Genomic DNA, 25,724 nt, shown 5'->3' on the forward strand with positions numbered 1-25,724 from the left:
TTATTTTAAAGCTATTCTATATCTTCAACTGCTCCAACTCCATGAGTGTTGTATTTCGTAGGCGAAATAACTCTTACTCTTTTATTTCTTTTACTATCTGTACAAATGTATCCCACAAATTCTTTACTTGCACTTTCAAGAATAGCATCTTTTTCGTTTTCACTAGATATTTTTGTTAAGCCTGTTCCATTAGTTTTAATTGTGTATATTATAAAGTTTTTAGAGAAGTATATATCATCGTCAACAACACAAAACTTAGCAGAGTCTGCATCAGATAACTTTGTGCTAACATCTGTAGCAAGGTCTACTTTGTATAGTGCTTTTAAAGATATACCATTTGCACCTTCATCTGTAGATAAATAATATAATTTATTGTTTACTATAACATAATCATGAATAGGTTCTGTTTTCAATTTAGTTTTGGTATTACTATCTGAACTAATTCTATATAAATAATAGCCTTCTTTTTTATAAGTATAGATCTTGTTTTTTGTTGTAGTGGAATCGTCTTTTTTGATTTCAGAAGGTGTCTTAGATGGTTTAGCATTACTATTTTCACCATTAGTTCCTTTCTCCGTTGTATTTTTGGAATCAACAGAGTTTTTATTTTCTGACTGTGTTTGCGATTCGCTCTGTGTAGAGTACTCAGGTTTTGTTTGTGATTGACTATCTTTATTTTCTTTGGTACAGCCAATCATACCTATAGTACAAGCGGATAGCATTAAAATTAATATTATTTTTTTAAATTCCATAATAGCCTCCGTTCCTTTGATAATCCTATACATTATATGCAAAATTATACATAATGTCAGTATTGTTAAAAGCTTTAAAAAATAAACAAATCATAATTATGTTTGAATATTATTTGCTATTTGATTTTGTTTCTTTTTATGATACATAACAATTACAGACGATAAAATAATCATTACTACGGTGGTACATATCTTTACTTCTATTGTATCTGAAATAATCCACGAATAGCTGAATGAATTTACCAATGTGTGAAGTAGAATGCACAACCAAATGTTTTTGCTTACATAATATATTGTTGCTAGCGCAAAGGACATTCCAAATGCTGCAATAGTAAATAAGCTAAAATTCAAAGTATTGTGTGTTGCTCGTGCTCCTACAATGAAAAATAAAGGTAAATGCCATAATGCCCAAATACAAGCTGTAAATGATGTTGCAATTTCAAAAGGAAATTGTTTTTCTAATGTAGGTTGCAAAATATATCGCCATCCGAGTTCCTCTAAACCTCCTAGAAAAATCACCGTTGGAATGTTTAGAAAAGCCATATAAATCGCTGCTCCTTTTGAAACTCCCTGCATGAGAAGTGGAATTCCAAAATATATCGCAAAAAAAACTAACAATAACACATAATGAAAAGGTTTTTGTTTAATCGCAAAAGCATTTTTAATAAATTGCTTGATTCCTGTTATCCTATGTTCTTTTTTCAAGACCAGATATGACATAATTGCTGGTGCATTATTTCCTATTATAAATAATATACTCCAAACATATGGGTCAGATTGTAAATATCCAAATTGAGATGCAATAGCAATAATCCCCCACATCAAATATGTTATTAAAAATGTGCCAATTAAATAACTAATAGCAATTTGTTTATTCATACATCCCCCTTAAGCTGAGAATAATCCATATACTACAACATACTATAGTTACCAGAAGCTTAGAACTTTTTTTAAGATTAGCTTTATGAGTTCATTGCTTCTGGCCTGATAATCCTATGCAAATATGGAAAACCAAGAATTTTACTATGTAATAAGCGTTTTGGTATTTTATGTAATTGGAGTTGTAATGATATATGAGATTAATTTGAAGTTGTAATATATTATAAAATAGAGAAATTTTAAAAACTTTTGTGAGGGGATAGGTGTGAAAAAGGGAATTAAAAGAATGGGGATTATTGTGGGAGTAATAATGGGATTACTGACGTTGATTATTGGAATCAGTTTTATTAACCATAAAATACAACTATCTAAAGAAGATAGTATAATATTGTCTTTAGAAATTTTAAGCAGATGTATTATATATACTCTTTTATATGTGAAAGGAAGCTAAGGGCTTCCTTATTTTTTTTTCTGCAATTTCACAAAGTGAAATTTGTTCAAATTTAATAGGCTCGATGCCTATTAAATTTCATTAATAAAAATTAATCATATAAATAATAATAATTACGATATAAGAAGTGGAGGATGAAAGTATGGAAAGTGTAAAAGATAAAAAATCTAATAAGTTAATAAATCAGAAATCCCCATATTTATTGCAGCATGCATATAACCCTGTTGATTGGTATCCATGGGGGGAAGAAGCTTTTGAAAAGGCAGAAAAGGAAGATAAACCAATTTTTCTTAGCATTGGTTATTCGACCTGCCATTGGTGTCGTGATTGTTATTACAGCAAAATGAACTACATCTCTTTGAAATTCTTCATTAATTCCATATTCTTTTACGATTAGAGGAACGTTCATTTTCTTGTTCACCCATACAAGCCTTTTTATTGAAATTTATTACATATAGTAGATAGATTACATTTGCACATTGGTGAGGAATATGAAATACAACTCAAGACTTATGAGCTATACTGTGAGTTATTCCAAGTAAAGTATTTGAAAACTATTTAGAAGTAGATTTATCACTTGTATTAACACATAAAGTACAAGAAATATTCTAATAGGTTACTTCACAGATGCAAATATAAAAATCATAGGATTTTACTATGTAATAACATCCAGTAAGTGGTTTAAATAACCTAAAAAAATAAAGAGTCAAAATGACTCTTTATGACATTTTCTAATCTATTTAACAGTTGTTTCAGTCTTATTTACAACATCTGAGAGTTGTTGAGTAGGTGGATTATATGGGTTATCCCAACCTTTGTTTATGGTTAACTCAGTAAGTGCTGAATGACCACCAACCACCTGATTAAGACTAGATGAGTAAATTGCTCTTAATTCTGGTGTTGTGCTTGTCAATGTTGCATTTAGATAGGCATCTGCTGCGCTTTTAGCAGAAGCAAGCATATTTCCAGCTATAACCTCATCATTTATATCAGTTGTGTTTTGGACTATATTGCTTAAAATAGTTGACATAACATTGTACCTCCTTTATACTCTTGTGACGCTATTCTCATTAATAAATTGCTGTAGCCCTTTAATTCTACCTTCAGCTGCCAATATACCTGATTCTGCTTGCTTTTTTAATTCATCATCTGTTATAAGTGCCTGCATTGTCCTTGAAACTGCTAAGCCATCGCTCTCAAACTTTAATAATCCTGTTAATGAAAGTACTTCTCCTTCAGTAAGTTTTCTCATTTTCAAACCTCCATTCTATACTTTGTGTATTAATTTCTGCATTAGTATATGTAATTTATATTATATTAAACATTCAACTTCACGAAGTGAAATCTGGCTCAAAGTTAATAGGCTTGATGCTTATTAACTTTTATTTTTATTAATAAAAATTAATCATATAAATAATAATAATTACGATATAAAAAGTGGAGGGTGAAAGTATGGAAAATGTAAAAGATAAAAAATCTAATAAACTAATAAATCAGAAATCCCCATATTTATTACAGCACGCCTATAATCCAGTTGATTGGTATCCATGGGGAGAGGAAGCTTTTGAAAAGGCAGAAAAGGAGGATAAACCTATATTCCTTAGCATAGGATATTCGACCTGTCATTGGTGTCATGTTATGGAAAGAGAGAGCTTCGAAGATGATGAAGTAGCTGATGTACTTAATAAATACTTTGTTTCTATTAAGGTAGATAGGGAAGAAAGACCTGATGTTGATCATATCTATATGACAGTTTGTCAGACACTTACAGGTCATGGTGGATGGCCATTAACTATATTCTTAACTCCTGATAAAAAACCATTCTTTGCAGCAACTTATATTCCAAAGCATGATAGGATGGGAATGCAGGGATTGATATCTATTCTTCAGAGAGCAAAAGATGCATGGAAAAATAATCGAAGTGATATTTTAGAAAGTAGTAATCATATAATGGGTTTTATAGATCAATCTAATGACATAATGAGAGGAGACTTTGACGAGGGCGTTGCTGAAGAAGCTTTCTTTCAATTTACGGGTGATTTTGATAGTGTTTATGGTGGATTTGGTGGTGCACCTAAATTCCCGACTCCGCATAATTTAAGTTTCCTTTTAAGGTACTGGTATAAGACAAAAGATAATTCTGCACTTAAAATGGTAGAGAAAACATTAGAATCCATGTATAAGGGAGGAATATATGATCATATAGGATATGGATTTAGTAGGTATTCTACTGATAATAAATGGCTTGTTCCTCATTTTGAAAAAATGTTGTATGATAATGCCCTTTTGGCTATCGCTTATTTAGAGACTTACCAGGCTACTAAAAATAAAAAATATTCTGATATAGCACAAGAAATATTTACATATGTTTTAAGGGATATGACTTCTCCTGAAGGTGGTTTTTATTCAGCAGAAGATGCAGATTCAGAAGGTGAAGAAGGTAAGTTTTATGTATGGTCAGTACACGAAATAAAGAGTATATTGGGCGAGGAAGAAGGAGAAAAATTCTGCAGAATTTTTGATATAACACCTAATGGAAATTTTGAGGGTAAAAACATACCAAATTTAATTAGATTCTCAATTCCTGAGAATGAACTTCAATTTGTAAAAAGGTGTAGAGAAAGACTATTTAGCTATAGGGAAAAAAGAGTTCATCCATACAAGGATGATAAGATTTTAACCTCTTGGAATGGCTTAATGATTGCTGCTATGGCTATTGGAGGAAGGGTATTGAATAATAAAGAATATAGTTTAGCAGCAGAAAGAGCTGTTGAGTTTATATATAAAAATCTTGTTCGAGAAGATGGTCGATTACTTGCACGATACCGTGATGGAGAAGCTGCTTTCCCGGCTTATGCAGATGATTATGCTTTCCTTGCTTGGGGACTAATAGAGTTATACGAAACCACTTATAATCCAGATTATCTTAAAAAAGCAGTAGATCTTAATAATGATTTATTGAGATACTTTTGGGATGTGGAAAAGGGAGGGCTTTTTGTCTACGGCAGTGATAGTGAACAGCTTATAACAAGACCTAAGGAAATATATGATGGTGCAACTCCATCAGGTAACGCTGTATCAGCACTAAACTTATTAAGATTGGCTCGTTTAACTGGTGACTATGAGCTTGAGGATAAAGCTCATAGGATACTAAAAGCTTTTGGAAACCAAATAGTAAGTTATCCAAAAGGTCATGCTTTTTCTTTAATGGCTTTACTATTTATTCAGTCCCCAACAAAGGAAGTTGTGGTAGTAGCAGATTCTAATAATAATGATGCCCAAAATATGATTAATATAATAAATAGTGAGTTCAGACCATTTACTGTTTCAGTGTTCTTTTCTAGCGAAAATAGTGATTTAAAATCAGTGGCGCCTTTTATTACAGATTACAAGTCCGTTGACGGAAAAGCAACCGCTTACGTGTGCGAAAACTTTGCTTGTCAAGCACCTGTAACTAGTAGTGACCAGCTTGAAGAAATGCTTACAGACGCCGTTCTAGTTTGAATATAGTTAGATAATTTTCAAAGGGACATATTAAGGATGTCCCTTTCTAATAAATTTTAGAAGTAGCATTATAATGAAGATAGTTATTCCAATAAATAATGCGTAATTTTTAAATGAATTAATCAGGTTTTCGCCATATAAGGTAATAAGAATACCTTGAGGTATATATCTTATTGATCTACTAATAACTGCTGCTGATAAAAATCTTGGCAAGCCCACCTTAAATATACCAGCAGACAATACATATGTTTCATAAGGAATAGGAGTAAAAGTAGATGTTAAAATTGTTAAAAACGCATTTTTATTATATAGGTTTTCTACTTTTATCAGAGTTTTTTCTGATATCAATTTATACAATATAGTTCTTCCTGCACTCTTTCCTATGAAATATCCAACAATTGACCCAATTGCTGAAAAAAATATTAGAACTAAAGAGTATAAAAAAGCTTTTTGAGGATTTATTAAAGCAATAGGTATGGAAATCAGTTCCATAGGAATTGGCATAAATATAGCTTCACAAAAAGCAGAGACCATAATGCCTAAAATTCCGTAGTTTATTAAAATGTTTATCATATATTCCATTCTTTATTTCTCCATGAATTCTTATGTAAATAGATTTATTGCCTATAAAAAGCGTAGAGTAGTTCTTGAGATACTCTACGCTTTTATTTGTTTGCTCGCATTGCATAAATTGAAAACTGGCTAAAGTTGAGCAGATTCAAGACCTGCTTAATTTTATTTGCTGTTATTTCACTTAGTTAAATCTGACTCAATCTGAGTAGGCTTGACGCCTGCTCAGATTTATTTAATATTAACATAACTTTTCATTTCTTCAAGAGACATTGCTCCGATTTTCTTCGCAATAATATATCCTTCTTTATCAATAAAAAATGAAGTTGGAATTGACACAATATCATATTTAGAAGCTACGCTTTGATCAGTATCCAGTAATACTCTAAAATTATATGTGTTCTTATCTATAAAAGATTTCACAGTATTATTATCTTCACCAATATTTACAGCAAGGATAACTAAATCTGAATCTTTTGTTTCTTGATATAGCTTTTCTATATCTGGCATTTCTGCTCTACAAGGAGGGCACCAAGTTGCCCAGAAATTAAGAAATACTTTTTTTCCTTTAAAATCATTTAACGACACTTCTTTTCCATTTAAGTCTTTTAGTCTAAAATCTAAAGCGCTAACTTTTTCAGAAGTAGTAGAGGATTGAGAATTTTTAACAGTATCTTCATTATTGATAGTAGCCTGAGTACTACTATTGGAATTTGTGTTTGAATTATCCTTATTAAAATTAATTACTGTATACATGCTTATACTAAATAATAACACAGCTAGTATTGGAAAAATAAATTTCTTCATTGTTATAACCTCCATCATTTAAAAGTTAAAGAAGGTAAAATATCTGCTTAAAGAATTGATACTATTTGTAAATAACATTATACCCATGATAATTAACAGTATTCCACTGATAAAAGATATGATAGGTGTATATCTTGAGATCTTATTCTTGTATTTTATGAAGTTTCCTATGGCCAAAGAGGTAAGTATAAATGGTACTGCAAGTCCCAAAGAATATATGCTAAGAAGAAGGATACCTTTATAAATCGTATCCATGTTACCCGCATAAATCAGTATAGATGACAGTATAGGACCAACACATGGAGTCCAACCAGCAGCGAAAGCCATACCCATAAAAATAGAACTGAATCTATTACTGAATTTGTTAAAAGTTAAAAGTTTTTTTTCGTAATAAAGCAGTTTAACTTTTAGCAGACCTATAGTGTGAAGCCCAAAAAGAACCATTAGTAAACCACCAATTTTTCTGAAAATACTTTGGTTTTTAATTAATAATTTACCTAGTGTAGTAATTGAAGCTCCCATAAGTATAAATATAATAGAAAATCCAATAACAAAACCAATTGATTTGTATAATATATTTAGTCTAGCTTTTTTATTATCTAGTTCTCTTATGGTAATTCCAGTAAAATAGCTTACGTAAGCAGGTACTAGCGGTAGCACACATGGTGAAAGAAATGATAAAAATCCCGCTGAAAAAGCTAATAAAAAAGAAATATTATTCAATGCATATTGCCTCCATGTTAATTAATCTATAAGTAGAATATGTATAAAATTCGCAATATATAAATACAAATTCTATAATATATTTTAGAATTTGTTCTATGTTGTTTCATGGTTTTATTTGTTAACTATTTTTTCTAAAGAAAATAGCAAATAATATATTATATAATCTTTAGTAATAAATTTTTAGTAATATAGTGACAATAATTAAAATTATAAAAATAAGTTATGAAGAAATTATGAAGATAATTTTAAAAATTATAATTTTATTAGGTTTGCTTGGCTATTATTTTATATGATGGTAAAATTATCTACAATAAATGCAAGTGAAGAAGGTGAAATATAATGCAGAATACATTAAATTCAACGTATGAAAATAGATGGTTTATTTTATTTATAGTAGTAATGCTGACTTTCATGGCTTGTCTAGATAGTAGCATTGTAAATGTTGCTTTGCCTGTAATGGCTGATAAATTATCTGTTTCTATGGCTGTTATTGAATGGGTAGTTACAAGTTATTTAATAGTAATTTCTGTTACTATATTGATATTTGGAAGATTAGGTGATATTAAAGGTAAAACTACAGTATTTAAATGGGGTCTTGTTTTATTTACAATAGGATCCTTAATGTGTGGTATATCAAACACACTTTCTATTTTAGTAGTTTCAAGAATTATACAGGCTATAGGTGCAGCAGCGTCTATGGCTAATAACCAGGGAATTATTACCCATGTATTTCCTAGTAATGAAAGAGGAAGAGCACTTGGAGTATCAGCTACTTTTGTTGCGTTAGGGACTCTTGTAGGACCTCCTCTAGGTGGTTTTATAGTATCTATTTTAAGCTGGCAGTACATATTTTTAATTAATATTCCTATAGGTATATTAATTTTTGTGTTGGGTATTAAGGTTTTGCCGAGGGCTAGTGTAAAAGAAGAAGAAAGTTTGGATTTAAAAGGTGCAATATTGTTTATATTGACCATAGTACTACTGTTTGGCGCTATTATAAAAGGTCGAGAGATAGGATATACAAACCTATTTATTATTGCAGCATTTATACTTTCAGTAGTATCTTTATTAGCATTTTTGTTTTTTGAATCAAGAATAGAAGAGCCACTACTTGAACTTAGTATATTCAAAAATCGCTTGTTTTCTGTAAGTATATTTTGTGCCTTTATATCATTCGTTGCAATAAGCTGCAGTAATATAATACAACCTTTTTATCTTCAGGATGTTATGAAGCTATCACCGGCCACTACAGGCTTTATTATGATGGTTTATCCATTAGTTTTGTCTATTGTTGCTCCTATAAGTGGATATTTATCTGATAAGATTGGGTCAGAACTATTAACATTTATCGGTTTAGTATTTACAATTATAGGATTGTTATTAGTGGCAACATTAAATGAAAATTCTGATCTTAGAGTTATGATGGTGTTTTTTGCAATTATGTCAGTAGGCAATGGACTGTTTCAATCACCAAATAATTCTTTAGTTATGTCAACTGTGCCTAAAAATAAATTAGGTATAGCAGGTAGTATTAATGCACTGGTTAGAAATTTAGGTATGGTTCTAGGAGTAACCTTAGCAACTACTCTTTTATATAATCGTATGAGTTATAAAATTGGATATAGGGTAGTAAACTTTGTTGAAGGAAGAGAAGATGTATTTATATTTGGAATGAGGTATGTATACCTTATTGCAGCTGCAATATGTGCTGTAGGAGCGATACTAACAGCATTAAGGTTATATTCAAAAAAGCGAAAAAATATATTATAGTTAGGGTATTTTGTAATTTATTAAGAAATGAATTTATTTACTTTAAATAAAAGTATAAAGGGGTAAGGATATGGAGGAGATAATAACATATTCTTTAAGAAGTGATAGTACTACATCAAATGAGTACTATAGAAATATAGCTTCATTCACTGATGAGGTATTGCTAGTTATTGATGATAATATTGGTAATTTAGTAGAGGACTATAAGGCTTATATAATAAATAGTTGTTCCGAAGAAGTTAGGACTAAAGAGGAATATAAAATAGAAGCTTTAATGTTGGGTATTCTATGGAGGACATATATTAGTCATTCTGTAATTCTAAAAGAAGTTCCTCGAAGAGTACTCAATATTCTTGTAAATCAAAGAGAGAAGAATGTATTTTTTAAACCGGTAGTTGATTCTTTAAAAGGATATTTTGAGACTGTATTCTTATTAAAAGAATATAATACTAACAAAGAAGTAGATAAAACTATTGAAAATATATGCAAATTAAGTAATTGGTTATCTGCTAGTGGAGATTTCAAGTATGAGGTAAAAAGATTGACACTTTGGCAGGAGTATCTAAATACGAAAACTAAAGAAGAAGTATCAGAAATTATTTCAAAGATTATTGAATTAGCTCAGTGGTTTAAAAAGAGAAGTGAGGAAAAAATTGGAGATTACACTAAAAATGTAGAGGAATTCTTAAAACATACTTATCCAAAACACAAATGGAAAGAAGATATTATATATTGTGGGCGTAAAAGAGTAGAATATCATTTCAATATGGTTGGTGCAGAAATAATGAATAGTGTATATAGGGATGAATTTTTAAAAACTAAGGAAAAAAGATTATTATTACCTGCATGTATGAGATTTAAGTCAGAAAAAAAATGTAACGCAATTAAGACAACAGAAGGTTATTTGTGTACCAGTTGTACATCTGTATGTAAAATAAAAGAATTAACTGACTTAGGTAGGAAATATGACTTTAAAGTCTATACTATTCCACATGAATCCACTCTATTTATAAATACAACAATAAAAGAACAGAAAATAGGTATTGTTGGGGTTGCATGCGTTCTTAACCTTATTTCAGGTGGATGGAAAGCAATAGATATTGGATTTATTCCTCAATGTGTATTACTAGATTATTGTGGTTGTAAGAATCACTGGCATAACCATGGAATGATAACAGATATAAATATGCTTAAACTTAAAGATACTTTTAAAATTAATTAGGAAGTTAACGGCAGATAGTGTTAGATATTGAAAAGTGTTAATGAGCATTTTAAGCTCATTAGTACTTTTGTTATATACTTTTTATAACTTAGTTATAATTTTAACTATAGTTCATATAAATATAAAGAATTAATTAATCAAGGATGCGGCATTATGCTACATAAAGGGATGTTAAAAATACAAGTTTTTAAGGGGAACTCCTATATACCAGTAGAAGGTTCAAAGGTAAGTGTAATTCAGGAAAAAGAAGGTAGTAGTAGGGAGATTATACAAAACTTAACAACTGATTCATCAGGACTTACAAATGAAATAGAGTTAGAAGCTCCTCCAATAGATAATTCTATGAATCCCTCTGATAAGTCACCCTATAGTTTGTGCAATATAATTGTAGATGCACCTAGATATAAAAGATTAATAATTAACGGATGTCAAATATACCCTAATATTACATCTACTCAACCATGTAATTTAGAACCTATAAATATAAGACAAGGTAGTGAGAAGGTTTTAAATATATCTCCAAATAAATTAGTTGGGAATTATCCACCTAAAATTCCAGAAAATTTGGATCTAGTACTACCAACGCCTCCTGATTTAATACTAATAGGATTCGGAGTAGTAGTACCTGAATTAGTGGTAATACATGATGGTCTTCCCGATAGTTTAGCTAATGATTATACTCAAACTTTTAAACATTATATAAAGAATGTAGCTTCATCTGAGATATATCCTACTTGGTCAGAAAGTACTATAAGAGCTAATATATACGCTATAGTATCTTTCACTTTAAATAGAGTGTTTACTGAATGGTATAAAGCAAAAGGAAAAAACTTTCATATTACTAGTTCTACTGCTTACGATCATGCATTTAGTTTTGGAAGAAATATATTTGATAATATAAGTAGAATTGTAGACGAAATTTTTACTGCCTATATAAAAAGACCAAATAAAATGCATCCTCTCTTAGCTCAGTATTGTGATGGAATAAGAGTCCAGTGTCCTGGTTGGTTGTCACAATGGGGAAGTAAATATCTCGGGGATCAAGGAAAGACACCTTTTGAAATATTAAGAGCTTTTTATGGTCCTAATATAACGTTAGATACAGCAAAAATAGTAAAAGGTATTCCAACGTCTTATCCAGGACATACTTTAACAATAGGTTCTAAAGATGGAAATGTAAAGTTTACTCAAGAATTTTTAAATAAGATATCAGAACACTACCCAGCTATTCCTAAGCTTATAGTTGATGGAATATATGGACATAATACAAAAAAAGCTGTTACTACTTTTCAGAAAATATTTAAATTACCGCCAACAGGCGATGTAGATTATGCTACTTGGTATGAAATTTCAAATATTTATGTAGGTGTTACTAAGATGGCAGAATTACGAAGTAGCAACTACAGATCAATAGAAAGAAAATTTATTCCTCCTGTTTTAAATAATTATAATATTCCTATAGTAACTTATTTTGAAGAGGAAGAATAAATTAGAACGTAAAAAGAATGCTATTTAAAAGTATTTTATACTTTTAAATAGCATTCTTTTTATTGTCTCCAAATAATTAAATATTAATAAAATATGTAGAACTCATAAGTATAAAATAAATTTTTTGTTTAACAATAAATAAAAGTTTAAATAAATAGTATACGTATAAAGTTAAAATGTTTAAAAACATAAGAGGAGGTAATTTTATGAGTGAAAATGTTAAAAAAAACACAATCTTAGTAGGATTAAAAGAAGGGGTTGACCCTAAAAGTATACTTCCAGTTAATGTTACTAAGAGTTTCAGTGAACTAGGTAACATAAAAATTGAGAGATTACATAGCATTAAACCAGTAGTAGAAAAAGTAAAAACAGAAACTGCTTCAGTTCTAGAAGCTAATTTAAACGATGAGGAGATATTTAAAAGTGCTTATGACAGAATGAGTGAAGCAGAAAAGAAATTGTATAGAACTTACGAAATTAATATTGGTGATAACGTTGATAGTGAAGCATTATTAGATAAATTAAGAAAAAATGATGATATAGAATATGCAGAATTAGATCAGCCACTAGCTTTATATACGAACCCAAATGATGCACGTTTTCCTGAATTATATGGTTTGAAAAATATGCAGTGCCCAGAAGCATGGGATATTAGTCAAGGTGAAGAGATTGTGGTTGCAGTTATAGATTCAGGTGTTGATTATAATCATCCAGATATAAAAGCGAATATGTGGAAAGATATAAATGGAAAATATGGCTATGATTTTTCAGATGATAATAATGATCCAATGGATGATTTTTCTCCGGGAGGTGACGGACATGGTACTCATGTTGCAGGTACTATAGCAGCTGTTGGAAATAATGAAATAGGTGTTATAGGAGTAGCTCCTAAGGTGAAAATTATGGCATTAAAGATTTTCCCTAATGCTTTTGATAGTGTAGCAGCTAAAGCCTTAAGATATGCAGTTGATCATGGTGCTAAGGTGTTAAATAATAGTTGGGGCCCTATAAATAGACGACCTTCTAATCCTGTAGTAGAAAATGCTTTAGACTATGTTTATGAAAAAGGTGCTATAGCTGTGTTTGCAGCGGGAAATAGTAGTGATGATACCAAGTATTATTCACCTGCTAATTATGAGAAAACAATAGCCGTGTCAGCAGTTAATAAAAATGATAAAAGAGGTAGTTTTTCCAATTATGGAGAGGTAGTGGAGGTTGCTGCACCTGGAGTTAACATTTTATCTTTGAAAGCACGTAGTAATGACTATATTAGTGAGGGATTTAGTGGAACATCTATGGCTGCACCTCATGTAAGTGGTTTGGTATCTTTAATCTTATCAAAAAAACCAACCTTGACTTTTGAAGAAGTAAAAACAATTGTTAAAGAAAGTGCAGATGAAATAGAAACTGATAAATATATAGGAAGTGGAAGAGTTAATGCTTATAAGGCATTAAATCATAATCTATTAATTGGTATTACTCCTTCAACACGAGAGTTGATAGGTGTAAGATAGACAGGGGGCTGATATGTTTTGATTAATACTTTTAATAAAAACAAACCAATATCTTTAATAGGTAAGGAGTATGCACTGAAAGGTGTTAACCCATTAGAACCGAAAGTATTTAGAGATTTAGTTAAAAGAAGAGCTATGGATATTCTTAATATCACACCTAATAATGAAGAATGGGAAGTAGATGAAAGCGTAAGAAAAGAAGTTGAGAAAAATATTTATGAAAAAATACATAAGGAAAACAATTTACTCCCTGTAGATTTCTTATATAAAGGTGTGGAAAAAGCAAGAGCAGTTTGTAGAATTTCTACGCCAGATGGACTAGGCACTGGGTTTTTAATTGATAAGGGAATGATTATGACGAATAATCATGTTATCCAAAGTAAAGAAATAGCGGAACAAAGCTTTGCTGAATTTTATTATGAAGCCGATAAACAAGTAGTTAAAGTAAAGTTAAAACCTGAGGATATATTTATAACTTCTGTTGTAGATGATCTTGATTTTACAATTGTGTCTTGTGAAAATTTAGGCATTGAAGATATTAAGCCGGTACATTTATTAAGAAGTTCGGTAACTATTACAAGAGGAGAATTTGTAAATATCATTCAACATCCTAACGGAAGAAAGAAAGAAGTTGCATTGCAGGATAATAAGGTGACATATGTATATGATAAAGTAATCAGATATAATACGGATACAGAACCAGGGTCATCAGGGTCAGCAGTATTTAATAATAAGTGGGAGTTGGTTGCTTTACACCATGCAGGATGGTTTACGGATGATAATAATCAAGAGGCTGAAAATGAAGGCATCAGAATTTCAGCCATAGTAAACCGGTTGATAAAACTAGCTAACGAGGGAAATCAGAATGCCTCAAGGATATTAACAACTGTTGAAGGTACATCTCCTTATTTAGGGCTTTTTGATGTACATGGATTAATACAAAATGAAAAAGATCTTTTAGAAGTAGAGATACCTTCATTTAAAGGGGACAAAAGATTCGCTGATATTGGCTTTTGGAATATAGAACATTTTAATAATTCTGTCAATCAACAAAGAGTTACTAATGTAGCCAAAATTGTTGCTAACTTATCAATGGATGTATTAGGGCTTGTAGAAGTAGAGAATAGTGCATTAGATAGGCTTGTAGTTGAATTGAAAAAAAGTAGCATAAATATGAATTATGTATATTTGAATGCGGAGGGTACCCAAGATTTAGCTGTACTTTATGATGTAGAGACAACAAATGTAGAACTAAGAAATGATATAAATGAAAAGTATAAGTCAATACTTAGTTCTAAAACGAATTTAGGAAATGATGTATTTCCTAAAAAAAGAGAGCCTCTATTTGTAAAGTGTATAGTAAAAGAAGAAGATAAAGATATCGAATTTTTAATGATAGTAGTACATCTAAAAGCTTTTGGTGATCCGGAAAGTATGACTAGAAGGAAATTGGCAGCTAACATTATATCTGTAATTATAGATGATTTACGAAAGGATGAAAGTTTTAAGAATATTCCAATCGTATTAGGAGGAGATTTTAATCAAACATTAGATGGAGATATTTTAGGTAGTTTAATTGATTCGCCATATTTATTTACTTTAACAACAGATGATGCTAAGGCTGGTTATGTTTCATATATTGGAAATAGGTTCTCATTAATTGATCATATTATAGTAAGTAATGATGTGAAATTGGGCTCTATTTCTGATGATGATGCAGCGATAGTTAGATTAGATAAAAGTATAAGGAGATACGTAAATAATATTTCTGATCATGTACCGTTAGTAGTACGACTCATCTATAAAAATGCGGGAAATATTCCTGAGTACTTTAGAAATAAACATAACAGCTTATGTACCATAGTAAAAGACGAAGATAGTATTGAAAAGACTTTGTTAAAACTGCATATTAATAAAAGTAAGCTGGAAAACCAAATAAATTATTATAATGAAGAACAGGATAAACTTTTAATAAATGAATACTATACTGATATTCATTTTAATATAGGAGATAAAAAGATTTTGTTTAAAGATATTAGTAAACTAGTTACTAATACACATACAAAATGGCTTTCCTATGATAAAAGTAAAAGGGAGCTTTTTTCATTGGTAGATTTAAGAGAGAATGGATTAATTAAGAGTATATACTCAGGAAAATTAACAGATCCTGAAGAATTAATAAGAGAAGATTACGAACTTGAAAAAGTAAAAAAACAAGCCTGTAAAGGTTTGTTAGTTGATGCAAGGTATCTAACACAAGTAGATAAAGAAGAAATAATTGAAATAATAGAAAGTACATGTAATTGTAATGTTGAACATGTTGTGCCACAATCATGGTTTAACCATAAGAGTCCTATGAAAGGAGATTTACATCATCTTTTTACCTGTGAAAAAGCATGTAATCAATTTAGAGATGATGATGAATACTATGATTTCCCAGATTATAATCCGGAAAGCAACATAGAAAGGACAATAAGTAATTGTGGTAAAGGTGAGTTTGAAAAATTTGAACCTGAATCAGGAAAGGGAGAAGTAGCAAGGGCTGTATTATACTTTTTATTGAGATATCCAGGTAAAATTAAAGAAAACAGAAGAAACCGAATAAATATAGACTTACTGTTAACATGGCATAAGGAATTTCCTGTATCATTATATGAAAAACATAGAAATAAAGCCATTTATGAACTTCAAGGAAATAGAAATCCTCTTATCGATTTTCCTCAATGTGCTAATGGTATAGATTTTTCTTTGAGTCTAGTTTAGTTTTCATGTTTAGTCGCTACAAGCTCCGTCATTTCTTGTCAGTTAGTTGGAAGTTAACTTAAATTTTAATAAAAGAGGAGAGTTGTTATTATAAAGCTCTCCTCTTAATAGGTAGTACATTTTTATAAATATTGTAAATTACATTTATAGCTGTCTATTATGGGATGGAATTTTAATAAATTTCACTTAATTTTCGTTTTATAATTATTAGCCAGTATAAAAAATTTAATTCTCAAAATACTATTGACTTTTATAAATATTATATTATATAATTACAAATAATTTAACAGATTCGGTTGAAGATGGCGGGATATTTGATAAACCGTTATTGGACGAACCTCTGGAGAGACTCCAAAAGAGCACCGAAGGGGAAAGCCAATTGATTTGGTGAAACTCTCAGGTAAAAGGACAGAGGATTTTTGATATTACGTTTTTGAGAATAAAACTATTTACTTACGATATTAGTAAGATATAGTACTTCTCCTAAATATCAAAATCCATATCTCCAGAGACTAGATTTTAATATTTAGTCTCTTTTTTATTTTTCATATAATCACATAATATATCTACATTTTTAAAAAAATATAAATAAGCGCCGATTGTTGATTGTGCTCACAGAAAAAAGTTGAATTTTTAACAAATAACGGTGTATCATAGTATAATATAACAAATTTTAAACTTATTAAGTAAAATATAAAAATACATAACAAAAAGGAAAAGGGGGCTAATACATTGTTGTATAAAAGCACTAGAGGTAAAGGAAAAGTTGTAAAGGCATCTGAAGCTATAATAAGAGGTATTGGTGAGGATGGTGGTTTATATGTACCACAGGAATTCCCTAAAATTACAAAATCATTTGATGAACTAGGAAAGATGAGTTATCAAGAACTTGCATTTTATATTATGAAAAAGTTCTTTAATGATTTTAGTGATGATGAGCTTAAAGAATGTATACATAAAGCTTATGATGAAAAATTTGAAGATCCTAGTATTGCTCCATTAGCATACAAAGCAGGAGCTCATTTCTTAGAGCTTTATCATGGAAGAACATTAGCGTTTAAGGATATGGCACTAAGTATACTTCCTCACTTATTAAAAACAGCGGCAAATAAACTAGGTATTACAAAGGAAATAGTTATACTTACAGCTACATCAGGCGACACTGGAAAAGCAGCCTTAGAAGGTTTTGCTAATGTAGATGGAACAAAGATTGTGGTTTTCTATCCAAAGGATGGGGTAAGTGAAATTCAAAGAAGACAAATGACTACACAAGAGGGTGACAATACTTTTGTAGTTGGTATAGAAGGTAATTTTGATGATGCTCAAAGCGGAGTTAAAGAAATATTCGGAGATGCTGAATTTAATGAATTTTTAAATGAAAAAGGATTTATGTTCTCATCTGCTAATTCAATAAATATTGGTAGACTTGTTCCTCAAATTGTTTACTATGTTTATTCTTATGCAAATTTATTAAAAGAAAAACAAGTTAAAGATGGAGAAAGCATGAACGTAGTTGTACCTACAGGAAACTTTGGTAATATATTAGCTGCTTATTATGCTAAGATTATGGGAGTGCCAATAGGCAAATTCATTTGTGCATCTAATGAAAATAAAGTGCTTACAGACTTTATAAATACTGGAGTTTATGATAGAAAAAGAGAATTCTTTGTAACTAATTCTCCTTCTATGGATATTCTAATATCAAGTAATCTAGAAAGATTTTTATATGAAATAAGTGGTGGAAATGCAGAACTAATAAATGCATTAATGGAACAGCTTAAAACAGAAGGTAAGTATGAAATAACAGAAGACATGAAAGAAAAGTTGAAAGTTTTATATGGTGGATTCGCTACTGAAGATGAAACTCTTGCAGCTGTTAAGAAGGTTTATGACACTGCTAGTTATGTTATAGATACTCATACTGCTGTAGCTTATGATGTTTATGAACAGTATAAGAAAAATACAGGAGATGAAAGTGTTACAGTAATAGCATCTACTGCAAGTCCATTTAAATTCCCTAGAAGCATAAATGATGTTTTAAATTTTGCAGATAGTACAGCTTCAGATTTTGAAATGGTAGAAGAGCTGTCAAAGAAGTTTGATATTAAAATACCTAAGGGAATACAAGGATTAGATAAAAAAGAAATTCGTCATGAAGCAACTTGTAAAAAGGATGAAATGAGAGAAATAATTAAAAAGTTTTTAAAGGTATAGGTGATATTTATGATAGAAGTAAGAGTACCTGCTACAAGTGCTAATATGGGACCAGGTTTTGATTGTCTTGGAGTAGCAGTTAAGATGTATAATAGATTTCTAGTAGAAGAAATTGAAGAAGGTCTTGTTTTTGAGGGGTGCGATGATAAGTTTAAGAATGAAGATAACTTAATATATGTAGCAATGAAAAAGTGCTTTGAAAAGATAGGATATAGTCCTAAAGGATTAAAGATAAAAATAGAAGGTGATATACCTGTATCAAGAGGACTTGGTAGTAGTGCTGCTTGTGTAGTTGGTGGAATTGTTTGTGCTAATGAGTTAGCTGGAAGAGTTTTAACCAAAAAAGAAATTTTAGAATTAGCCGTAGAGATGGAAGGACATCCAGATAATATAACTCCAGCACTTTTTGGAGGCATGACTGTTTCTATATATGAAGATAATAAAGTTATATATAACAATGTAAGTGTAAAAGAAGGTATTAAATTCTGTGCACTTATACCAGAATTTACATTGTCAACTGAAAAAGCAAGAGGAGTACTGCCAAAAAGTATAGATTATAAACAAGGTATATTTAATATAGGTAGAGCTGCACTTATGATATCTGCATTAAATAATGGTGATTTTGATATGCTTAAGTATGCTTGCAAGGATAAATTACATGAAGATTATAGAGCGCAGCTTATTGAAAATTTCTATTCTATAAAAGAAGAGTGTCAAAGACTTAATTGTCTGGCTGTGTTTTTAAGTGGAGCAGGTCCAACAATTATGGTTATGCTTAGAGAAGAGGATAAGAATTTTGCTGAGAATATGCAAAAGTTCTTAGACACTTTACAAAATAAATGGAACGTTGTAGAACTTGAAATGGATAATGAGGGAACTGTGGTTAATGGTGTAACTCACTAATCTAGTTTAATTTATATAAATTTAGGGGGCTAAAAATAAAAATGAATAATATAGTAATAGCTAAGTTTGGAGGAAGTTCATTAGCAAGTAGTGAACAATTTAGAAAAGTAAAAGATATAGTTTTTGGTAACGAAAATAGAAGATATGTTGTGCCTTCAGCACCAGGTAAAAGATTTAGTAAAGACTATAAAATTACAGACCTTTTATATTTATGTCATCAACATGCTAAAAATGATATACCTTTTGAAGATGTTTTTAAGCTAATTGAGGAAAGATATACTAGTTTAGCAAAGGAATTAGACGTTGAAATAGATTTAAAGAAACATCTTGATGAAATAAAAACTAAGATTGCAGATGGAGCTTCAGCGGATTATACAGCTAGCCGTGGAGAATACTTAAATGGATTAATTCTTGCTGGTTATTTAGGATATACTTTCGTAGATGCAGCAGAGGTTATTCGTTTTAAGACAAATGGTGCGCTTGATTTAGAAGCTACGCAAAAATTAGTAGAAGAAAGAATGAATGGAATAGAGAGGGCGGTTGTACCAGGTTTTTATGGAGCAACGCCAAACGGAACTATAAAAACTTTCTCTAGAGGTGGTTCTGACGTAACAGGAGCTATATTGGCTAGATGTTTACATGCAGATCTTTATGAAAACTGGACAGATGTTTCTGGATTCTTAATGGCAGATCCTAACATCGTTGAAAATCCAAAGCCAATAGAAATAGTAACTTATAAGGAACTTAGAGAACTATCTTATATGGGAGCAAGAGTACTGCATGAAGAAAGTATATTCCCAATTAGAGATGTTTGTATTCCTATAAATATTAGAAATACAAATAGACCAGAAGATAAGGGAACTTTAATTGTAGCTGATGATGGAGAATCTCAAAACTATAGCGGAGCTATTACTGGTATAGCTGGTAAAAAAGACTTTGTAGTTATAACTATACAAAAAATGCTTTTAAATTCAGAACAAGGTTTTTGCAGAAAATTGCTTTCAATATTAGAAAGTCATGATGTATCCTTTGAGAATATGCCATCAGGTATAGATTCTGTTTCACTAGTAATTGAAGATACTCAACTTGAAGACAAATTAGAAGATATATTAGAAGAAATCAAAAAACATTGTAATCCAGATTCTATAGAAGTGTCTCCAAATATGGCACTTATAGCTACTGTAGGAAAAGGAATGGCTAGAGCTAAAGGAGTAGCTTCAAAAGTATTTAAGGGGCTTGCTGAGGCAGATGTAAACATTAGAATGATTAACCAAGGCTCAAGTGAAATAAACATTATTATTGGCGTAGAAAATGATGAATTTGAAAAAGCATTTAAAGCTATATACAAAGCTTTCGAAAATTAATTACTATACAGTAAAAGGGAGAGTAATTTTATGGAAAAGGTTAGGATTGCGTTATTAGGATTAGGAAATGTAGGTAAAGGTGTTTGGAAAATACTACAAACTAATAAAGAAGCTATAATTAAAAGAGCAGGATATGATATAGAAATAGCGAAAATATTAGTAAGAGATATAAATAAATATAGAAATATTGGTGTACCTGAAGAACTTCTAACTACAAATGCAGATGATATATTTAATGATGATAGCATAAAAATCGTAGTAGAAGTTATGGGAGGACTTGAGCCTGCTAAAGAATATATATTAAGAGCTATAAGAAATAAGAAAAATGTAGTAACTGCAAATAAGCTTCTTATCGCAACTAATGGAGATCAAATCTTTAGTGAAGCTGAAGAAAATGAAGTTATTGTAAACTTTGAAGCTAGTGTTGCTGGTGGAATTCCTGTAATTCATGGTATAAATGAAAGCTTAACTGCTAACAAAATAGAAGAAGTTGTAGGTATAATCAATGGAACTACAAACTATATCTTAACTAAAATGACTTTAGAAGGTATGGATTTTGAAGATGCGTTAAAAGAAGCACAAGAAAAAGGTTATGCAGAAGCAGACCCAACTTCTGATGTAGAGAGTTACGATGCAGCTTACAAGTTAGCAATATTAACTAAGTTAGCTTTTGAAACAAAAGTAGATATGAATAATGTATACAGAGAAGGTATAACAAAGATAAATTCTATAGATATACAATATGCTAAAGAACTTGGATATGTTATAAAGCTTTTAGCTATAGTTAAAGAAGTGGATGGAAAGTTAGAACTTAGAGTTCATCCGACGATGATTCCATCAATTCATCCTCTAGCTAATGTTAATGATTCCTTTAATGCGGTTTTCATTAAGGGTAACGCTGTAGGAGACTTAATGCTTTACGGAAGAGGAGCAGGAGAGCTTCCTACAGGTAGTGCTGTAGTAGGAGATATCATTTCTGTTTTAAGAAGTTCTACAGATGGTGCGAAGCTTTCAACTAAGCATTATACTGAAATGGAAGTAAGACCAATGGCAGAGGTTACAGCTGAATACTATTTAAGAATTACAGTAAAAGATGAACCAGGAGTTTTAGGAGAAATCGCTACTGTATTGGGTCAAAATAAAGTTAGTATGTCATCCTTTATACAAAAGCCTAAAAAGGGAGAAAAGGGATATGTATCTATAGTTCTTTTCACTCATAATACTTCTGAAGGTAGTATTAATAAAGCTTTAGAAAAGATAAAAGACTTAGAAGTTGTAAATAAGGTTGAGAATATAATCAGAATAGAGAATTTAGCTTAATAAAGATATACCACTTCAATCTTTAAATAATTCATAAAAATAGCATCTACATGCAATGCTTTTTCTAGGATATACAAGTTCAATCCTTAATGAATTTTAGGCAAATAACACTAAAAGGGCATCGAGTCCTTTTACCCTTAGTCAGATTTCACTTCGTGAAATGACAGTATATAGTCTCGGAATTCAATACTTTTACTAAAATTCTTAAATCAATATGAACTTGTATATCATGAATTATAAATTCAGTTATGAAGTTGTGTATCTATAAAAGCAATGTTAAACTGAGTAGACTTGATGTCTACTCAGTTTTATTTACTGTTATTTTATCAAATAAAATCCGAATAAGAATAAAAGGTTTTGATGTCCTTTTATTCTTATTTTTATAAAATAAGTTTTTATATTACAATTATAGATATTAATGTAGGTTAAGTCTTAAGCACACCTTTCTATTTAATTCATATTATAGTAATAAGAAACTAAAATTCTACTATAACAAAAGAAGGTGTATTTATGAAAGAAAATAATATGTCACCTCAAGAGTGTATGGTAAAAATACCGAATAAGGTTATAACCATACCTAATCCAGTATATCAATCGTATAAAGGAAGATACTTTGTAGGGCAAAGTAAGTTTTTAATATTTGGTGTTGGAACTAATGCTTGGGCAGCATTAGTGAATCCTAGAAGTTCTGGCGTTAATCTTTTTGTTAATGTTTTTACTGTATCAAATTTTTCTAATGAATCACTTACTGCTGAAATATGGTTGAATACAATACCACCTGGAATTAGTAAAGTATCAAGAAAGTTTAGTCCTACAGATACTGCTTTATCTCCACTTCCAGAGCCAAAAGTACAATTAGAATATGCACAAAATGTAACAGGATTTCCAAGTAAGGGGATAAATATTTACGGTAGAATTGTACCATCTCAAAGTACACTTGTTTCAGAAGAAGATGGTAAATTTGTTATTCCTCCAGGAGGAAATTATTTAGTATTTCTAAGTTCCTCAGGACAAGACTTTGTTAAGGCAAAAATAGCATTTGGTTGGTGGGAAGAGAAAGTATTTTCAATCTAAGTATCAGTATAAATTTAATATAATAAGTTATTATATTAAAGTAGAGTGATTTATGTATTTTATAATTGTATTAATGCAATTACAAAATATTTATTTCTCTCTGCTTTTATTTTTTTGGATTTTATAAAACAAACTCTGACTGAAAATATTAAAGAATTTGATAAATGTGGATTACAGGAGGAATGTAACATAATGAGTTTCAAACTAATATTGTTTGATGCAGATGATACACTTTTTGATTTCACTAAAGCTGAGGAGTATGCACTTGAAAATGCTTTCAAAGAATTTAATCTAGAATATAACAAAAATAATCATTTAAATAAATTCAGAACAATAAATAAAACTTTGTGGGGTGATTTTGAACAGGGAAAGGTCACAATCCCTGAACTAAGAGTTGAGAGATTTAAGAGGTTTTTTAAAGAGTTAGGCATGGTTCTAGATTATAATAAATTTAATGATTCTTATACATCTTTTTTAATTAAGGGTACATTTTTAATTAATGGAGCAGAGGAACTATGTAATTACTTATATGGTAAATATAATCTTGCTATAATAACAAATGGAGCTAAGGATGTACAGCATTATAGGTTTGATTCTTCACCTCTTAAAAAGTACTTTAGTCATATTATAGTCTCTGATGAAGCTGGTTATCAGAAGCCCAATACAGGAATATTTGAATATACATTTAAGAGACTTTGCCATTCAGATAAAAATTCTGTACTTATAGTAGGGGATTCTTTGACTGCAGATATTCAGGGGGGAATAAACTGTGGTATAAAAACCTGCTGGTTTAATCCTCAAGGAATACAAAATTCAACTTCTTTAAAGCCTGATTATGAAATCAAGTCCCTAAGTGAACTTATGGAATTATTATAATAAATATTTCTTTCCAATTTAATAAATGAAGATTTTTCACAGTCTGAATAACAGATATATAACTTCATAACTGAATTGTTTAGAGATTGAAATTGTATATGTTTAAAAGGTGCTAACCATAATTAATTATGATTAACACCTTTTAGCTTTAGGGTAATTGATTGACTTTGTAAACCACAACAAGTTTTAAAACGCCCAATTTCCTCTACTGAATATTTGTATCTCTTCATTATTATGGGTAAATCCAATAATCTCTAGATCTTCTGTTCCAATCATGAAATCAACGTGAGTAAGAGAGTGATTTACTTCTCTCTCTTCAAGTTCTTTTTCACTTAGAGAATCTCCATTCTTTATACATAGAGAATATGCTTTTCCTATAGCAAGATGACAGGATGCATTTTCATCATATAGAGTATTGTAGAATATTATTCCAGAATCTGAAATTGGTGAATGATGTGGTACAAGAGCTACTTCTCCCAAGTAGTGAGAACCTTCGTCAGTCTCTATTAGATGTTTCAAAGTATCAGATCCTTTTTCTGCAGTGAAATCTACAATTCTTCCATTTTCAAAAATTAAGGAGAAATTATCAATTAAGTTGCCTCCATAATTAAGTGGTTTTGAACTTACAACCTTACCATTAACCCCTGTCTTCTTTGGCATAGAGAATACTTCTTCAGTAGGCATGTTTGCTATGAATTCCACTCCACCTTGAGTATATTCAGCGCCTCCAACCCATAAATGTTCATCAGGAAGTTCAATTTTAAGATCAGTACCCTTTGAATTTTTAAAGTAGAGAGATTTAAGGTTTTTTGAATTCAAGTAGTCCATCTTTTCCTTAAGGTTATTTTTATGTTCATCCCAAGCTTGGACGGGCTCTTCTTTGTCAACTCTAACAATCTTAAATATGGCATTCCAAAGATTTTCTATAGCTTCTTCTCCAGATAGTGTTGGGAATACCTTTTTAGCCCAGCCTGAAGTAGGGATTGACACTATGGACCAAGCATTTTTATTACTCATAAGTCTTTGATTGAATTCCTTTAAAGCAATTTGTCTAGTTTTCTGATTTAGTGCTATTCTTTTTGGATTAACATCCTTCATAAGTTCTGGGTCGGAAGCCGAAATACTTAAGAAAGCAGCACCTTTCTCTGCATAGGATATCAAAGCATCCACTTGCCACTGTGGCATTGTTTCAAAAACTTCTTCAGGTGCTTTTAAGAATCTTATTTTAGCTGAAAGTTCGTCATTCCAATGAATAACTACATCTTTTGCTCCCTCATCATATGCTATATCTGCTACCATTCTTGTAAAAGGCGCACATTCAATTGGTGACATAACAACTAGAGTTTGATCTTTTTGAATATTAACTCCTGTTTTTACTGCTAATTTTGCATATTTTTTTAATAAATCATTTTTCATAAATACACCTCTCTTGTTAAAAAATCCTTTTCATAAATATTATTTTCTCATAAAATTATTTTAATGTCTAAAAATTCTATAAAAAAATTGTTTTTAAAAGATAAGGTAATT

General features: G+C 30.3%; 21 protein-coding genes, 2 pseudogenes and 1 riboswitch. Of the genes and pseudogenes, 14 read left to right on the top strand and 9 right to left on the bottom strand.

The features are described from left to right. Nucleotides 1-11 precede the first annotated feature (11 nt). Complete coding sequence (locus CPJCM30710_RS01490) at nucleotides 12-752, bottom strand: DUF5050 domain-containing protein (RefSeq protein WP_212902399.1); 741 nt, start codon at nucleotides 750-752, stop codon at nucleotides 12-14. Nucleotides 753-848: 96 nt separating this feature from the next. Beyond that, nucleotides 849-1,631 carry a type II CAAX endopeptidase family protein gene (locus CPJCM30710_RS01495; RefSeq protein WP_212902400.1) on the bottom strand — a complete coding sequence of 261 codons (783 nt, stop codon included), beginning with the start codon at nucleotides 1,629-1,631 and terminating at the stop codon, nucleotides 849-851. 265 nt (nucleotides 1,632-1,896) lie between these two features. On the opposite strand from CPJCM30710_RS01495, the gene CPJCM30710_RS01500 reads away from it, so the two are divergent. Continuing rightward, nucleotides 1,897-2,082, top strand: coding sequence for a hypothetical protein (locus CPJCM30710_RS01500; protein WP_212902401.1), 186 nt, complete (start codon nucleotides 1,897-1,899; stop codon nucleotides 2,080-2,082). A 142-nt stretch (nucleotides 2,083-2,224) separates the two neighbouring features. Next, nucleotides 2,225-2,404 (top strand): annotated as a pseudogene (locus CPJCM30710_RS01505) (DUF255 domain-containing protein); the annotation flags it as partial. A gap of 115 nt (nucleotides 2,405-2,519) precedes the next feature. Here CPJCM30710_RS01505 and CPJCM30710_RS18195 read toward each other — a convergent pair. The 3 genes and pseudogenes from CPJCM30710_RS18195 to CPJCM30710_RS01515 all read right to left on the bottom strand — a co-directional run. Then, a pseudogene (locus CPJCM30710_RS18195) lies at nucleotides 2,520-2,636 on the bottom strand (butanol dehydrogenase); the annotation flags it as partial. Nucleotides 2,637-2,818: 182 nt separating this feature from the next. Then, nucleotides 2,819-3,112 carry a spore coat protein gene (locus tag CPJCM30710_RS01510; RefSeq protein WP_212902403.1) on the bottom strand — a complete coding sequence of 98 codons (294 nt, stop codon included), beginning with the start codon at nucleotides 3,110-3,112 and terminating at the stop codon, nucleotides 2,819-2,821. Between the two features lie 15 nt (nucleotides 3,113-3,127). Beyond that, nucleotides 3,128-3,334 (bottom strand): hypothetical protein, encoded by a 207-nt coding sequence (locus CPJCM30710_RS01515; protein WP_212902404.1) that lies wholly within the window; start codon nucleotides 3,332-3,334, stop codon nucleotides 3,128-3,130. A 200-nt stretch (nucleotides 3,335-3,534) separates the two neighbouring features. Between CPJCM30710_RS01515 and CPJCM30710_RS01520 the strand changes: the two genes are divergently transcribed. After that, a complete protein-coding gene (locus tag CPJCM30710_RS01520; protein ID WP_212902405.1) occupies nucleotides 3,535-5,586 on the top strand; it encodes a thioredoxin domain-containing protein in 2,052 nt (683 codons plus the stop codon). A 30-nt stretch (nucleotides 5,587-5,616) separates the two neighbouring features. Here the strand turns inward: CPJCM30710_RS01520 and CPJCM30710_RS01525 are convergent, their stop codons facing one another. From CPJCM30710_RS01525 to CPJCM30710_RS01535, 3 genes are all read right to left on the bottom strand, one after another. Beyond that, the gene (locus CPJCM30710_RS01525) at nucleotides 5,617-6,168 is read right to left on the bottom strand and encodes a YqaA family protein (RefSeq protein ID WP_212902406.1); all 552 of its coding nucleotides are present in this window, start codon (nucleotides 6,166-6,168) and stop codon (nucleotides 5,617-5,619) included. 219 nt (nucleotides 6,169-6,387) lie between these two features. Next, entirely contained in the window at nucleotides 6,388-6,963 is a 576-nt protein-coding gene (locus CPJCM30710_RS01530; protein ID WP_212902407.1) for a TlpA disulfide reductase family protein, read from the bottom strand. Between the two features lie 18 nt (nucleotides 6,964-6,981). Beyond that, a complete protein-coding gene (locus CPJCM30710_RS01535) occupies nucleotides 6,982-7,686 on the bottom strand; it encodes a cytochrome c biogenesis CcdA family protein (RefSeq protein WP_212902408.1) in 705 nt (234 codons plus the stop codon). Nucleotides 7,687-8,028: 342 nt separating this feature from the next. Between CPJCM30710_RS01535 and CPJCM30710_RS01540 the strand changes: the two genes are divergently transcribed. The 11 genes from CPJCM30710_RS01540 to CPJCM30710_RS01590 all read left to right on the top strand — a co-directional run bounded on the left by CPJCM30710_RS01540 (nucleotide 8,029) and on the right by CPJCM30710_RS01590 (nucleotide 24,197). Further along, the gene (locus CPJCM30710_RS01540) at nucleotides 8,029-9,459 is read left to right on the top strand and encodes an MFS transporter (protein ID WP_212902409.1); all 1,431 of its coding nucleotides are present in this window, start codon (nucleotides 8,029-8,031) and stop codon (nucleotides 9,457-9,459) included. A 70-nt stretch (nucleotides 9,460-9,529) separates the two neighbouring features. Beyond that, on the top strand, nucleotides 9,530-10,681 hold the full coding sequence (locus CPJCM30710_RS01545) for a DUF116 domain-containing protein (protein ID WP_212902410.1): 1,152 nt from the start codon (nucleotides 9,530-9,532) through the stop codon (nucleotides 10,679-10,681). Nucleotides 10,682-10,834: 153 nt separating this feature from the next. Further along, nucleotides 10,835-12,169, top strand: a complete 1,335-nt coding sequence (locus CPJCM30710_RS01550; protein ID WP_212902411.1) for a peptidoglycan-binding domain-containing protein — start codon at nucleotides 10,835-10,837, stop codon at nucleotides 12,167-12,169. Nucleotides 12,170-12,375: 206 nt separating this feature from the next. After that, nucleotides 12,376-13,683: a S8 family peptidase gene (locus CPJCM30710_RS01555; protein WP_212902412.1), complete on the top strand. Its 1,308-nt coding sequence runs from the start codon at nucleotides 12,376-12,378 to the stop codon at nucleotides 13,681-13,683. Between the two features lie 18 nt (nucleotides 13,684-13,701). After that, the gene (locus CPJCM30710_RS01560) at nucleotides 13,702-16,446 is read left to right on the top strand and encodes an endonuclease (protein ID WP_212902413.1); all 2,745 of its coding nucleotides are present in this window, start codon (nucleotides 13,702-13,704) and stop codon (nucleotides 16,444-16,446) included. A 330-nt stretch (nucleotides 16,447-16,776) separates the two neighbouring features. After that, a riboswitch (glycine riboswitch) is annotated at nucleotides 16,777-16,868 on the top strand. A gap of 310 nt (nucleotides 16,869-17,178) precedes the next feature. Next, nucleotides 17,179-18,660 (top strand): threonine synthase, encoded by a 1,482-nt coding sequence (gene thrC / locus CPJCM30710_RS01565; RefSeq protein ID WP_212902414.1) that lies wholly within the window; start codon nucleotides 17,179-17,181, stop codon nucleotides 18,658-18,660. Nucleotides 18,661-18,669: 9 nt separating this feature from the next. Then, complete coding sequence (thrB, locus tag CPJCM30710_RS01570) at nucleotides 18,670-19,563, top strand: homoserine kinase (protein ID WP_212902415.1); 894 nt, start codon at nucleotides 18,670-18,672, stop codon at nucleotides 19,561-19,563. A gap of 41 nt (nucleotides 19,564-19,604) precedes the next feature. Further along, complete coding sequence (locus tag CPJCM30710_RS01575) at nucleotides 19,605-20,927, top strand: aspartate kinase (RefSeq protein WP_212902416.1); 1,323 nt, start codon at nucleotides 19,605-19,607, stop codon at nucleotides 20,925-20,927. Between the two features lie 30 nt (nucleotides 20,928-20,957). Further along, complete coding sequence (locus CPJCM30710_RS01580) at nucleotides 20,958-22,247, top strand: homoserine dehydrogenase (RefSeq protein ID WP_212902417.1); 1,290 nt, start codon at nucleotides 20,958-20,960, stop codon at nucleotides 22,245-22,247. Between the two features lie 510 nt (nucleotides 22,248-22,757). Then, on the top strand, nucleotides 22,758-23,321 hold the full coding sequence (locus tag CPJCM30710_RS01585; protein WP_246503425.1) for a DUF6143 family protein: 564 nt from the start codon (nucleotides 22,758-22,760) through the stop codon (nucleotides 23,319-23,321). Between the two features lie 192 nt (nucleotides 23,322-23,513). After that, a complete protein-coding gene (locus CPJCM30710_RS01590) occupies nucleotides 23,514-24,197 on the top strand; it encodes a YjjG family noncanonical pyrimidine nucleotidase (RefSeq protein WP_212902418.1) in 684 nt (227 codons plus the stop codon). 186 nt (nucleotides 24,198-24,383) lie between these two features. On the opposite strand, the gene CPJCM30710_RS01595 is transcribed toward CPJCM30710_RS01590, so the two are convergent. Next, nucleotides 24,384-25,613 (bottom strand): aminopeptidase, encoded by a 1,230-nt coding sequence (locus tag CPJCM30710_RS01595; RefSeq protein ID WP_212902419.1) that lies wholly within the window; start codon nucleotides 25,611-25,613, stop codon nucleotides 24,384-24,386. Nucleotides 25,614-25,724 lie beyond the last annotated feature (111 nt).

This window comes from Clostridium polyendosporum, assembly GCF_018332455.1.
Classification (GTDB): Bacteria; Bacillota; Clostridia; order Clostridiales; family Clostridiaceae; genus Clostridium_AY; species Clostridium_AY polyendosporum.